Source organism: Thiopseudomonas sp. SA1F2-1K (assembly GCF_057443035.1).
In genome coordinates this window covers 691,041-703,627 of the sequence record NZ_CM172014.1, presented here as the reverse complement: position 1 = coordinate 703,627, position 12,587 = coordinate 691,041, and the positions used below count along the sequence as shown (strand labels likewise).

Sequence of the window (12,587 nt, the reverse complement as noted above, 5' to 3'; positions counted from 1 at the left end):
GGCTAAGCTTCAGCCAAACAACGAATCCCATCATACTCAGGATCGGTCACTAGCGGAGTCACACGTCGCTCAAATAATGTGATTGACGATGGCAGCGACAGCATCGCTTGCAGCGCTGCTAAATCAGCTTGCGGATCAATCCACTCCCGAGCTTGTTGCTCAGTCAAAATAACCGGACGCCGCAAATAAGCTGCAGCCTGAGTTAGCATAGCCACACTCACATAACTCACCTCTTGCACCTGAAATACGGTATAGATCCCAGCAAAGTACATCAGCTCGGCTGCCTGTTGCTGCAACCAAAAAGGCTTGCTTTGCTTGCCTTTACCGCGCCACTCAAAAAAACCATTGGCCGGAATCACACAGCGCTGCTTGGCAAATGCCTGCTTAAATAATGGCTGCGAAGCCACCGTTTCAGAACGAGCATGGGCACTGGCCCGTGACAAGTCTTGCATCCAACTAGGGGTAAAGCCCCAATACGCACACTCAGCTATTACTTGCTCAGCTGCCTGCCGTAGAATCAAAATCTGTTTTTTCGGGGTTAAGTTCCAGTGCGCCCGCAGATGCTCAGGAAAACCTGGCAGCGCCGCCAATTGCTCATCCCAGCGAAATAAGCCAAAGCGTTGACTCACAGTAAACTCCCAATACTTATCCTGCCTAGGATTAACATAACAAGCTGCCCGGCTGACTAATAGCTAACTGCTCATCCAGCTCGTCATCAATACAAGGTGTGGCAGATAAATAATGCTCAATCATTTGTTGCGCCTTCTCTGCCTGCTGATCTGGAACCATTAAACGCAGCAAGCCTAAAGCCGGTAACTCCCCCATTCCACCAACTAAATCAGCCCCTACTAAATGCGCACTTATGCCTTCATTACGCAACATACCTAACAGTAACTCGGCCTGAAATAAGTCAACTGGCTCATACACGCACTGCATTTATAGCCCTCATTTTATCACTCGCTCATAGCTAAATTTTGGCCTTAACCGAGGCCTATTACTTGAGCAGCAACGCATAAAAATGCGTCAGACGTACACAATAGTTGCTGAACAGCGTAACATAGAGCACTTTTTTATATGCTGTTATCCTCCAACTTTACACTGCCGGCTACCGGCAGTCAGCCAAGTCAATCGGCTGCTTAACACAACTTTGAAAGAGAGAATGATGGGCCAATTTGATGATATTCGCCCCTATGACAACTCTGAATTGTCTACGGTGCTCACTCGTCTGCTGCATGATCCCGAGTTTCTACAAGCTATTGCTAACTACCGCTTCCCCAAACTGGCAAAGGTAGCCGGCTGGCTGATTCGGCCTATTATTTCTTGGCAGTTAAAAGAGAAATCCCGCCTGATTCATTCAATTGAACAGCTGCAGCGTTTAATTGAGGACTATATCGAAAAAAGTATTGAGCAAGTCACTGACGGCATCACCCTCAGTGGCATGGAACGATTAACTGCTGATACCGCCCACCTGTATATTTCAAATCACCGCGATATTGTGATGGATCCGGCTCTAGCGACCTACGCCATGTTTCAATACCAGCTAGATACGCCGCGGATTGCGATTGGCGATAACCTGCTGCAACGCCCCTTTGTTAGCGACTTAATGCGCCTAAACAAAAGCTTTATCGTGCGCCGCTCAGTGACTGGACGCAAAGAGAAACTTGAGGCTTTTCAACAACTTTCAGCCTATATCAACCACTCCATCACCAAAGACCGACAATCAGTGTGGATTGCCCAAGCCGAAGGTCGCGCTAAAGACGGTAACGATCGTACCGATTCCGCCATTTTAAAAATGCTGCATATTAGCCGTAAAGATGAAGCCTTTAGCGAGGTGGTGCAGTCACTGAGCCTGATTCCAATTGCTATTAGCTATGAATATGATCCTTGTGATTTAGCCAAAGCGCGGGAACTGTACATTTTAGCCACCACCGGCGAGTACACCAAGCAACCCGGTGAAGATGACCAAAGCATCGCCCTTGGCATTACTGGCTATAAAGGCCGTGTGCACATCCACTTTAGTGATCCAATTACTCAGCCCTTTACCGACACCAAAGCCCTTGCTAAATATATTGACCAAGAAATTATTAGTCACTACCGTTTATTTCCCGTGCACTATTTCGCTTGGCACCAGTGGCAAGCGCGCGACCAACAACTGCTAGTGCCTAGTGCTGAACAGGTTTTTAGCGCTGAAGAGATTGCCAAAGCAAAAAGCATTTGGGCTGAACGTTTAGCCAGCTGCCCCGTGGAGCATCAACCTTTTTTAATCCAGCAGTACGCCTATCCCGTGCAGAACCTGTATCAATTACAGCAACAGCTAGCCAGCGCAGCCACAACAGCTGACGCCAGCCCAGCACCTGAATACACCTCTGAGCATGAGTAATCCTATGTCCTGGCTCCAAGTTCGCCTTTCTATTACCCCTGAATTAGCCACTAAATGGGAAGATCGCCTGCTCGAAGTGGGTGCTGTTTCAGTGACCTTTATTGACGGCGCTGATCAACCCATCTATGAGCCTGATCTTGGCACTACCCCTCTCTGGCAACATACACACTTATTAGCCCTATTCGAACAACCGGCTACCGAGCAACAAGTGACAGCTTTATTAGCTTTATATGGTGAGACTGTCCCAACCCTAGCCTTTGAAGAAATTGAAGATCAAGACTGGGAGCGCAGCTGGATGGATGAGTTTCATCCGATGCAGTTTGGCCAGCGCTTATGGATCGTTCCTAGCTGGCATGAAGCCCCTGACCCAAGCGCAGTTAATATTTTATTAGACCCAGGGCTAGCCTTTGGTACTGGCACCCACCCTACCACCTCCTTGTGTTTACAATGGTTAGATGGTGAGCCGTTAACCGGCCAACAAATATTGGACTTTGGCTGTGGCTCTGGAATTTTAGCGATTGCTGGCTTATTGCTCGGCGCCACACAAGCAGTTGGCACCGATATTGATAGCCAAGCCCTTGAAGCTAGCCGTGATAATGCCAAGCGCAACCAAATTGCTGATAGCGCCTTTGAACTCTACTTGCCAGAAGCCATGCCTACACGACACTTTGATACCGTCGTGGCTAATATTCTGGCCGGCCCTTTAGTCAGTTTAGCGCCGGTGATCAGCAGCTATACCCGCCCTGGCAGCCGCTTGGCCTTATCAGGTATTTTGGCCGAACAAGCCGCAGAAGTGCGCGCGGCGTACGCCGAGCTATTTGAGCTGGATCCCACCGTAGAGCAAGAGGGTTGGGTGCTAATTTCAGGTACGCGAAAAGCTTAAATCTATTAATGTTGACGGACTTTCATTGATTGTTGCTAAGGTACAAAACGGCTATGACTACAGCTCCTTTATTTGAATGCCCAGATTGTAACTTGCAGTTTAAAGCAAACCCCCCCATAGGTTTGCCGGGGCATTCCCATCCGGTACAATGCCCTCATTGTGACTGCTTACTTCAGGGCATTTATAAGCAACTTGAAGCTAATACTCCTCAGCTTACGCCAGCTCCAAGCTTAGAAAAACTAATAGATAATAACCTAGCGTATCATCAAGCGACACTCCCTCAAGTCAACAGCTCAAAAAGAGACTCCAGACCATCATTTAATATATCTAGTCTTGATCAAATTGATTACAGTCAAGACTTCCAATCACTTCAAGAGCAGCATTTGCACCAAACGAAAAACCAACATATCTTACAAGCGCCTGAGCTGTATTGGGACGACATGCCTTTCTTTAATGGCGAAAACAAAGCAACTACTAATAATGCAACCAATACTTCCTCTCATTTACCATCGCCACCAATCCGCCCTAATATTTCCAGTGACTTCCATTTCGACACTCCCTTAAACTTAAATCAGCCAGTTTCAACTAAACGTCAAACTAGACTATGGTGCGCAGGATCACTACTGGCCACCATATTGTTACTACTACAGTGGAGCTACGCTAATTTAGCCTCGCTCGCAGAGCACTCAGCACTACGACCAGCACTCGGTTATTTCTGTTTAATTACAAATTGCGAACTTCCACCATTAGTCGATCTACAGAAAGTTATTATTCACAGCTTAAGTGTGCGCCCACACCCCACAGAGCCTGCAACTTTAGAACTCAATGCCGTCATAGAAAATCAAGCGACTTTCAAACAACCTTTTCCTAGCTTGTCACTTCGTTTTAAAAACTCTCAAGGACACACATTATTAACTTTAAGCTTTAAACCCAAAGACTACCTATCAGGAGAGCTAAGTGGGGCAATTAACATGCCTACTGCAACTCCAATCCATATCGCTTTGAATGTAGTAGACTTAGGCGCAGAAGCCACGCAGTACCAAATGAGCTTTTATTAAGCCTAAACAAACTGCTCATTTTTCAGCCAAACTGACTTTATAAAAGCCGACAAAACGGGTATGATGCCGTCTCTTTTTACCCAGTACCCTCCTTTACTCCCCCGATTACATAGGCTTATTAAATGTCAAAGCTACATATTGGTCCCTATATGTTGGCTAGCCGCTTAATTTTAGCGCCTATGGCAGGTGTCAGCGATCGACCTTTTCGCCAGCTGTGCCGCCAGTGGGGAGCAGGAATGGTGGTGGCCGAAATGCTTACCAGTGATACCTCTTTGTGGGATAGTCGAAAATCGAGTCTACGCTTGATTCGCCCTGATGACCCCGAGCCACGCGCAGTCCAAATTGCCGGCAATGATCCGGCAATGATGGCCCATGCCGCGCAGCAATGTGTAGCAATCGGTGCGCAAATTATTGATATCAATATGGGTTGCCCGGCAAAAAAGGTGTGTAATAAAGCCGCCGGCTCTGCCTTAATGCAAGATGAATTATTAGTGGCAGATATTTTAACTGCGGTGGTCAACGCCGTAACAGTACCGGTCACATTAAAAATCAGAACCGGCTGGGACGAAAGCCATAAAAATGCTCCTCAAATCGCCAAAATCGCCGAAGACGCAGGAATCAGTGCATTAGCCATCCATGGCCGTACCCGTAATCAGCTGTACAAAGGCTGTGCTGAATACGACACTATTGCCTTAGTGAAACAGCAGCGAAAAATTCCGATATTGGCGAATGGTGATATTGATAGCCCAGAAAAAGCGCACTATGTTTTAGCTTACACCCAAGCTGATGGCTTACTGATTGGTCGAGCGGCCCAAGGTAAACCTTGGTTATTTCAGCAGATTAATCACTATTTACGCACTGGCCAGCTGGCCCCTGCCTTAGCTTTATCTAAGGTAGAACAAACGATTTTACAACACCTCACCGAATTGCATCAGTTTTACGGTGAGCATTTAGGATTACGCATTGCCCGTAAACATGTGCAATGGTACTTAGCTGACTACCCCGACGCTAAAGCCTTTAGATCCCACTTTAATCAGCTGGAGTGCCCGCAGGCGCAATCTGCGCAGGTGCAAGACTTCTTTCAAACGCTTTATGCTCAAGGTTTAAAGGTAGCGGCATGACATTACACAACACGAACTTTGATAGCGAGACAACTTCGGTGACAGATACAATTTCCACTGCCCCTCACACCGTTTCCAATAACATCACCTTACGTGAGTGCGTTGAAAGCACTATGCGCGACTACTTTATGCATTTAGAAGGCGCCGACGTCACAGATGTATACAACTTGGTACTCAACGAAGTAGAGGCGCCGCTGTTAGCCACCGTAATGGAATATGTTGCAGGCAACCAAACTAAAGCCTCGGAAGTGCTGGGGTTAAACCGCGGCACGCTGCGTAAAAAACTCAAGCAACATAACTTACTGTAAGTCTTGTTAAGTGCATCTTTTTCTTTTACTGCTCTGAAGCAGCGTAACTATTAGGACTATCCATGACAGACCAAACCACTCGTCTACCTGTACGTCGCGCCCTGATCAGCGTGTCTGATAAAACAGGTATCGTTGAGTTTGCCCAGCAACTCAGCGCCCTTGGCGTAGAAATTCTTTCCACTGGCGGCACCTACAAACTGCTTAAAGATAATCAGGTGCCGGCAATTGAAGTAGCAGACTACACCGGCTTCCCAGAAATGATGGATGGCCGCGTTAAAACGCTGCATCCCAAAATCCATGGGGGTATTTTAGGGCGTCGCGATAAAGACACAGCGGTTATGGCTGAGCATGGCATTACCCCAATTGATTTAGTTGCCGTTAACCTTTATCCGTTTGCTGCCACCGTAGCTAACCCCGATTGCGATCTAGCCAATGCCATTGAAAATATTGATATTGGCGGCCCAACCATGGTTCGCAGTGCAGCTAAAAACCACAAGGACGTAGCCATTGTGGTCAATGCAGCCAACTACGCGGGGATTATCGATAGCCTTAAACAAGGCGGATTAACCTACGCCGAGCGCTTTAACTTAGCCCTACAGGCCTTTGAGCACACTGCCAGTTACGACGGCATGATTGCCAACTACCTTGGCACCATTGATCAAAGCGCCGAGCAACTCAGCACCGAACAGCGCAGCGATTTCCCTAACACCTTTAATACCCAGTTTATTAAAGCCCAGGACATGCGTTACGGCGAAAACCCGCACCAGCAGGCGGCTTTCTATGTTGAAGCCAACTCCATTGAAGCTTCGGTCGCTAGCGCCAAGCAATTACAAGGTAAAGCGCTGTCCTTCAATAACGTTGCCGATACGGATGCAGCGTTAGAGTGCGTCAAAAGCTTTACTAAACCGGCTTGCGTCATTGTTAAGCACGCTAACCCATGCGGTGTAGCAGTTGTTCCAGAGGCTGAGGGCGGTATCCGTAAAGCCTATGATCTCGCCTATGCCACTGATAGCGAGTCAGCCTTTGGCGGGATTATTGCCTTTAACCGCGAACTAGATGGCGATACTGCCCAAGCCATTGTTGAGCGTCAGTTTGTGGAAGTGATTATCGCTCCAAAAATTTCAGCTGCAGCGCGCGCAGTGGTAGCCGCTAAAGCTAACGTGCGTCTACTTGAGTGCGGTGAGTGGCCAGCAGAACGTGCAGCTGGCTGGGACTTCAAACGAGTTAACGGCGGCTTATTAGTCCAAAGCCGTGACATCGGCATGATTACCGCCGACGACTTAAAAATCGTTACCCAGCGCGCACCCAGCGAAGCTGAAATCCATGACCTGATTTTTGCTTGGAAAGTGGCCAAGTTCGTTAAATCTAACGCCATTGTCTATGCTAAAAACCGTCAAACCATCGGCGTTGGCGCAGGCCAAATGAGCCGTGTCAACTCCGCGCGTATCGCTGGAATTAAAGCTGAACACGCCGGCCTTGAAGTGCCAGGCGCGGTGATGGCCTCCGATGCGTTCTTCCCGTTCCGGGATGGCATTGATAATGCTGCTAAAGCCGGTATTCGAGCAGTCATTCAGCCAGGTGGCTCAATGCGTGACGAGGAAGTGATTGCTGCTGCTGATGAAGCCGGCATCGCTATGGTCTTTACTGGCATGCGCCACTTCCGCCATTAATTTTGGAGTTTAATTGATGAATATTCTAATTATTGGTAATGGCGGGCGCGAACATGCACTCGCTTGGAAAGCCGCGCAAGATCAACGCGTGACTAAAGTATTCGTAGCTCCCGGTAACGCCGGTACCGCCACTGAGCCTAAGTGCGAAAACGTAGCAATTGATGTGTTAGCCATTGAACAGCTGGCTGACTTTGCTGCAGCTAACCAAGTGGCCTTAACCATTGTTGGCCCGGAAGCCCCCTTGGTAGCAGGTGTGGTGGATTTATTCCGCGAACGCAATCTGCCAATCTACGGCCCAACGGCTAAAGCGGCTCAGTTGGAAGGCTCCAAAGCGTTCACCAAAGACTTTTTAGCTCGTCACAATATCCCTACTGCAGATTACGCTAACTTCACCCAAGTCGATGAAGCACTGGCCTATGTCCGCAAAAAAGGCGCACCGATTGTAGTGAAAGCCGACGGTTTGGCCGCTGGTAAAGGCGTAATCGTCGCCATGACCCTGCAAGAAGCAGAAGACGCCATTACCGATATGCTCTCCGGCAACGCCTTTGGTGATGCCGGCTCGCGCGTGGTGATTGAAGACTTTTTAGACGGTGAAGAAGCCAGTTTTATCGTCATGGTCGACGGCGAAAACGTACTGCCAATGGCTACTAGCCAAGACCACAAACGAGTTGGCGATGGCGATACTGGCCCTAACACTGGCGGTATGGGTGCTTATTCTCCCGCACCTGTAGTGACGGCTGACGTACATCAGCGGGTAATGGATGAAATCATTTACCCAACCGTGCGCGGCATGGCTGCTGAAGGCAACGTTTACACTGGCTTTTTGTATGCGGGCTTGATGATTGATCAATCCGGTGCTCCAAAAATTATCGAATACAACTGTCGCTTCGGTGATCCTGAAACCCAACCAATTTTACTGCGCCTTGAGTCCAGTATTATTCTCTTGATTGAAGCGGCACTGGCCAAAGCCTTAGATAAGGTAGAAGCGCAGTGGGATCCGCGCCCAAGTCTAGGGGTGGTGATTGCAGCTGGCGGCTATCCTGCGGATTACCGTAAAGGTGACGTCATCACGGGCTTAGAGCAAGCAGCACAACTGCCAGGCAAGGTGTTTCATGCCGGCACTCAGCTAGTGGATCAGCAGGTGACCGTAAACGGTGGTCGGGTGCTCTGTGCCACCGCGCTTGGTGACACGGTTGCCGAAGCACAGGCCAATGCTTATAAGCTGGCGGAAACAATTCACTGGCCAGACTCGTTCTATCGTAAAGATATTGGCTATCGAGCCATTGAGCGTGAACAGCAGTAACGTTCAATATCACATCAGAGCCATCTATTAGATGGCTCTGATTAAAGGGGCTTTTTCGTTAGTGTTTATTCAGTGGTCCAAACTACAAGGCAGCACCAGACTTATGGGATCCTAGTAAGCGCTCAGAGGCCACCAACACAAATAGCAGAATCACTACCGGCAATACCCAGCCCATGCCTTGCGCGGCGAAGGGCAACTGTTGCATGACCTCTGGTACCCACTGCCCTAAACCGGCCACCTTTAGCCCATCACAAATACCAAACACCAAGGTTAAGCCAAGACAACTGCTCATAATCAGTGACTCTGAACGCCAATAACGATTGGCTAGACTAAGTAATACCAAGACAATCGCCAGTGGATACAACCCAACCAACGCTGGCTCGGAAAATTTTAATAACTGCGATAAACCTTGGTTCGCCACTCCCCAGCTAAACACAATAAAAACCAAGGCCACTGTTTTATAAGAAAAACCTGTTAAGCGGCTAAAATACTCACCGCAGGCAATCAACAAACCCGTGGCAGTGGTTAAACAAGCCAAAGTAATCACAATCGCTAGCAGTAAGTTACCAATAGGGCCAAAGGTGTGCTGTACATAAGCGGCTAAAATTTGTCCGCCATTATCGCTAACCTGGGCAATAGTATGGCTGGTGGCGCCTAAGTAAATGAGCGCCAAATACACCAAGCTCAAGCCTAGCGCAGCAATAATCCCAGCAATAATTGAGTAACGGGTAACTAAGCGCTGATCAGTCACTCCTTGGCTGCGAATCGCGGTCGCAATCACCACCCCAAAAACCAACGCCCCCAAGGCATCCATGGTCAGATAGCCTTCTAAAAAACCTTTAACAATGGGATTGGCTTGATACGCCGTTTCAGGCGCTAATACCTGTCCTGCTGGAGCAAAAATTGCGGCAGCACCTAACACCACTAATGCCAGTAGTAAAATTGGGGTAATGATTTTCCCCACCTGATCTAACACCTGGCCTGGGGTTAACACCAGATAGGTAACTAACGCAAAGTACAGCGTGGAGTAAATAAGCAAAGCCCAAGCACTATCGTCACTAAAGGGCACCACGCCAATTTCAAATGACACCACCGCCGTCCGCGGTGTAGCAAACAGCGGGCCAATTGATAAATACACCGCAATCGCCAATAGCGTGCCGGCCACTTTGCCCATCGGACTGGTGAGCTGCGCCATGCCGCCACCGACCCGCGCCAGCGCCACCACAGTTAATAGTGGCAGCCCCACCCCAGTTAATAAAAAACCAAGCGCTGCCAACCACAGTTGATCGCCGGCGTTAATGCCGACTGCGGCAGGAACAATAATATTGCCGGCACCCAAAAATAGCGCAAAGGTCATAAACCCCAACGCCAATAATTCACCCTTGTTTAAACGAGACATGCAGAAACCGCTGTAATATACCGTGCACTCATCCTAAGCTGCGCAGTGATCATGGAGTATTAACTCATCCCAAGTTAACTGATGGATCAAGAAGGCGCTGGGTAAGCGCAAATAGACAGGTGGCAAAATCACTCGGGGTCTGAATGTTTGGCACCAAAAAAGCCACCGGGTAGGTGGCTTTAAATTATAACAAAGGCACGGTTTGAAACTTATGCGTTCTTCAGCTCCCAGCCCGTAACTTCTGCTAAGGCTTGGCCGATTCCCGCAAGAGATCGTACGGTTTTAACTCCAGCATCTTCAAGGGCGGCAAACTTTTCTTCAGCTGTGCCCTTTCCGCCTGAAATAATGGCTCCGGCGTGGCCCATACGTTTACCTGCAGGCGCGGTGACACCTGCAATATAAGACACCACAGGCTTGGTCACATGTGCCTTAATAAAAGCCGCAGCCTCTTCTTCGGCGGTGCCACCAATTTCACCAATCATCACGATAGCTTCGGTTTGCGGATCTGCTTGAAATAAACGCAAAATATCAACAAAGCTACTGCCCGGAATAGGGTCACCGCCAATTCCCACACAGGTTGACTGACCAAGGCCGGCATCGGTGGTTTGCTTCACCGCTTCATAGGTTAAGGTACCAGAGCGTGAAACAATTCCAACCTTACCAGGCAAATGAATAGAACCTGGTTGAATGCCTATTTTACACTGTCCTGGGGTAATCACCCCAGGACAGTTCGGACCAATTAAGCGTACACCTAACTCATCGCACTTAAGCTTAACCTCCAGCATATCCAACGTTGGAATACCTTCGGTAATACAAACAATTAGCTCTACTCCGGCAAAGGCAGCTTCTAAAATAGAGTCCTTACAAAATGCGGCCGGCACATAGATCACCGAAGCAGTAGCTCCAGTGGCTGCCACGGCTTCAGCCACCGTGTTAAACACCGGTAAACCTAAGTGCATCGTCCCGCCTTTACCTGGCGTGACGCCACCCACCATTTGCGTGCCATAAGCTATCGCTTGCTCAGAATGAAAAGTGCCTTGTGCGCCGGTAAAGCCCTGACAAATCACCTTAGTGTGTTGATCAATTAAAATGCTCATGCTTGCTCCTTAGTGGCTTTTACTGCTAATGCGGCCGCCTGGGATAAATCCTGGGCGGCAATAATATTTAGGCCACTATCAGCTAATACCTTAAGCCCCGTCTCAGCATGATTACCTTCTAGCCGCACCACCACCGGCACCTTTACCCCAACCTCTTGCACCGCGCCAATAATCCCTTCAGCAATCATATCGCAGCGCACAATACCACCGAAGATATTCACTAGCACTGCTTTTACTTGCTGATCCGATAAAATAATTTTAAACGCTTCACTGACTCGCTCCTTAGTCGCACCGCCGCCCACATCTAAGAAGTTTGCCGGAAAGCCACCGTGCAAACTGATCATATCCATGGTGCCCATGGCCAACCCTGCACCATTGACCATGCAACCAATATCACCAGTGAGTGCTACGTAATTTAACTCATACTGCGCAGCATGCTGTTCCCGTGGGTCTTCTTGCGATGGATCTTGAAAAGCTCGCATTTTAGCTTGACGATACAGCGCGTTACTATCAATGCTCACTTTGGCATCTAAACACAGCAGATTGCCATCAGTTTTCAGCACCAGCGGATTAACCTCCAGTAGATCCATATCGTACTGTACAAATAAGGCCGCTAACTTAGTAAATAAATGAGTAAACTGCTTAACTTGATCACCCACTAAACCTAACTGATAGGCTAACGCTCGCCCTTGAAAAGGCTGCGCACCCAACAATGGATCAATCTCTGCTTTTAAGATTTTATCCGGCTGCTCTGCAGCAACTTTTTCAATTTCAACGCCCCCTTCAGTCGAGGCCATAAAGACAATTCGCTGCTTGGCTCGATCAATCACAGCCCCTAAATACAGTTCACGACTAAAATCACTGCACTGCTCAACCAACATTTTATTGACGGGCTGCCCTTCAGCGTCGGTTTGATAGGTCACTAAGCGTTTACCTAACCATTGACTGGCAAAACTTTCAGCATCTTGCGGGCTACTAACTAATTTCACGCCACCTGCTTTACCTCGCCCACCAGCATGCACTTGGGTTTTAATGACCCAACGCTCACCACCCAATTCATGGCAAGCCGCTGCTGCTTGTTCTGGGGTATCAATTGCAACCCCACGGGAGACCGGAATGCCAAATTCACGAAATAGTTGCTTGGCTTGATACTCATGAAGATTCATTAACACCGTCCTATTGCTGATGGCTGAAAGCACTTTCGCTAGTTATTAGCAAAGCCTATGCAAAACCTACTAAGGTCTAATACAGATAGCAAGTGTGACCGCTTATCCCGGCTTGGGTTTTGCGGCACATCAAATTTCACATCAAATTTATTGCGGCTATTTTGCCCATAAAAAAACGGGCACCTCCGTGAGCTGCCCGTTT

General features: G+C 48.5%; 12 protein-coding genes. 7 read left to right on the top strand and 5 right to left on the bottom strand.

Annotation, left to right across the window (positions count from 1 at the left end):
• Positions 1 to 2: 2 nt before the first annotated feature.
• A complete protein-coding gene (locus tag AC2T15_RS03330) occupies positions 3 to 629 on the bottom strand; it encodes an SOS response-associated peptidase (RefSeq protein WP_486778723.1) in 627 nt (208 codons plus the stop codon).
• Positions 630 to 660: 31 nt separating this feature from the next.
• On the bottom strand, positions 661 to 936 hold the full coding sequence (locus AC2T15_RS03325; RefSeq protein WP_053101528.1) for a putative signal transducing protein: 276 nt from the start codon (positions 934 to 936) through the stop codon (positions 661 to 663).
• 226 nt (positions 937 to 1,162) lie between these two features.
• Between AC2T15_RS03325 and AC2T15_RS03320 the strand changes: the two genes are divergently transcribed.
• From AC2T15_RS03320 to purD, 7 genes are all read left to right on the top strand, one after another.
• Positions 1,163 to 2,380 (top strand): 1-acyl-sn-glycerol-3-phosphate acyltransferase, encoded by a 1,218-nt coding sequence (locus AC2T15_RS03320; protein WP_486778722.1) that lies wholly within the window; start codon positions 1,163 to 1,165, stop codon positions 2,378 to 2,380.
• Positions 2,381 to 2,384: 4 nt separating this feature from the next.
• Positions 2,385 to 3,263, top strand: coding sequence for a 50S ribosomal protein L11 methyltransferase (gene prmA, locus AC2T15_RS03315; protein WP_286592850.1), 879 nt, complete (start codon positions 2,385 to 2,387; stop codon positions 3,261 to 3,263).
• Between the two features lie 53 nt (positions 3,264 to 3,316).
• On the top strand, positions 3,317 to 4,321 hold the full coding sequence (locus AC2T15_RS03310) for a DUF3426 domain-containing protein (protein WP_486778721.1): 1,005 nt from the start codon (positions 3,317 to 3,319) through the stop codon (positions 4,319 to 4,321).
• 122 nt (positions 4,322 to 4,443) lie between these two features.
• Complete coding sequence (dusB, locus tag AC2T15_RS03305; RefSeq protein ID WP_486778720.1) at positions 4,444 to 5,442, top strand: tRNA dihydrouridine synthase DusB; 999 nt, start codon at positions 4,444 to 4,446, stop codon at positions 5,440 to 5,442.
• Positions 5,439 to 5,750 carry a DNA-binding transcriptional regulator Fis gene (gene fis / locus AC2T15_RS03300; protein WP_053101525.1) on the top strand — a complete coding sequence of 104 codons (312 nt, stop codon included), beginning with the start codon at positions 5,439 to 5,441 and terminating at the stop codon, positions 5,748 to 5,750. Before dusB ends, fis begins: the two co-directional genes overlap by 4 nt.
• 62 nt (positions 5,751 to 5,812) lie before the next feature.
• A complete protein-coding gene (purH, locus tag AC2T15_RS03295; protein WP_486778719.1) occupies positions 5,813 to 7,420 on the top strand; it encodes a bifunctional phosphoribosylaminoimidazolecarboxamide formyltransferase/IMP cyclohydrolase in 1,608 nt (535 codons plus the stop codon).
• Between the two features lie 16 nt (positions 7,421 to 7,436).
• Entirely contained in the window at positions 7,437 to 8,723 is a 1,287-nt protein-coding gene (gene purD, locus AC2T15_RS03290) for a phosphoribosylamine--glycine ligase (protein WP_486778718.1), read from the top strand.
• Positions 8,724 to 8,805: 82 nt separating this feature from the next.
• Here the strand turns inward: purD and brnQ are convergent, their stop codons facing one another.
• The 3 genes from brnQ to sucC all read right to left on the bottom strand — a co-directional run bounded on the left by brnQ (position 8,806) and on the right by sucC (position 12,385).
• Positions 8,806 to 10,122: a branched-chain amino acid transport system II carrier protein gene (brnQ, locus tag AC2T15_RS03285; RefSeq protein WP_486778717.1), complete on the bottom strand. Its 1,317-nt coding sequence runs from the start codon at positions 10,120 to 10,122 to the stop codon at positions 8,806 to 8,808.
• A 209-nt stretch (positions 10,123 to 10,331) separates the two neighbouring features.
• Positions 10,332 to 11,219: a succinate--CoA ligase subunit alpha gene (gene sucD / locus AC2T15_RS03280; protein ID WP_486778716.1), complete on the bottom strand. Its 888-nt coding sequence runs from the start codon at positions 11,217 to 11,219 to the stop codon at positions 10,332 to 10,334.
• Positions 11,216 to 12,385, bottom strand: a complete 1,170-nt coding sequence (gene sucC, locus AC2T15_RS03275) for an ADP-forming succinate--CoA ligase subunit beta (RefSeq protein ID WP_486778715.1) — start codon at positions 12,383 to 12,385, stop codon at positions 11,216 to 11,218. The genes sucD and sucC overlap by 4 nt, the downstream gene beginning before the upstream one ends.
• Positions 12,386 to 12,587: the final 202 nt, after the last annotated feature.

Coding starts and splice junctions, on each gene's coding strand:
- AC2T15_RS03325 (WP_053101528.1), bottom strand. CDS start 936: ATGCAGTGCGTGTATGAGCCAGTTGACTTATTTCAGGCCGAGTTACTG.
- AC2T15_RS03320 (WP_486778722.1), top strand. CDS start 1,163: ATGGGCCAATTTGATGATATTCGCCCCTATGACAACTCTGAATTGTCT.
- prmA (WP_286592850.1), top strand. CDS start 2,385: ATGTCCTGGCTCCAAGTTCGCCTTTCTATTACCCCTGAATTAGCCACT.
- AC2T15_RS03310 (WP_486778721.1), top strand. CDS start 3,317: ATGACTACAGCTCCTTTATTTGAATGCCCAGATTGTAACTTGCAGTTT.
- dusB (WP_486778720.1), top strand. CDS start 4,444: ATGTCAAAGCTACATATTGGTCCCTATATGTTGGCTAGCCGCTTAATT.
- fis (WP_053101525.1), top strand. CDS start 5,439: ATGACATTACACAACACGAACTTTGATAGCGAGACAACTTCGGTGACA.
- purH (WP_486778719.1), top strand. CDS start 5,813: ATGACAGACCAAACCACTCGTCTACCTGTACGTCGCGCCCTGATCAGC.
- purD (WP_486778718.1), top strand. CDS start 7,437: ATGAATATTCTAATTATTGGTAATGGCGGGCGCGAACATGCACTCGCT.
- brnQ (WP_486778717.1), bottom strand. CDS start 10,122: ATGTCTCGTTTAAACAAGGGTGAATTATTGGCGTTGGGGTTTATGACC.
- sucD (WP_486778716.1), bottom strand. CDS start 11,219: ATGAGCATTTTAATTGATCAACACACTAAGGTGATTTGTCAGGGCTTT.
- sucC (WP_486778715.1), bottom strand. CDS start 12,385: ATGAATCTTCATGAGTATCAAGCCAAGCAACTATTTCGTGAATTTGGC.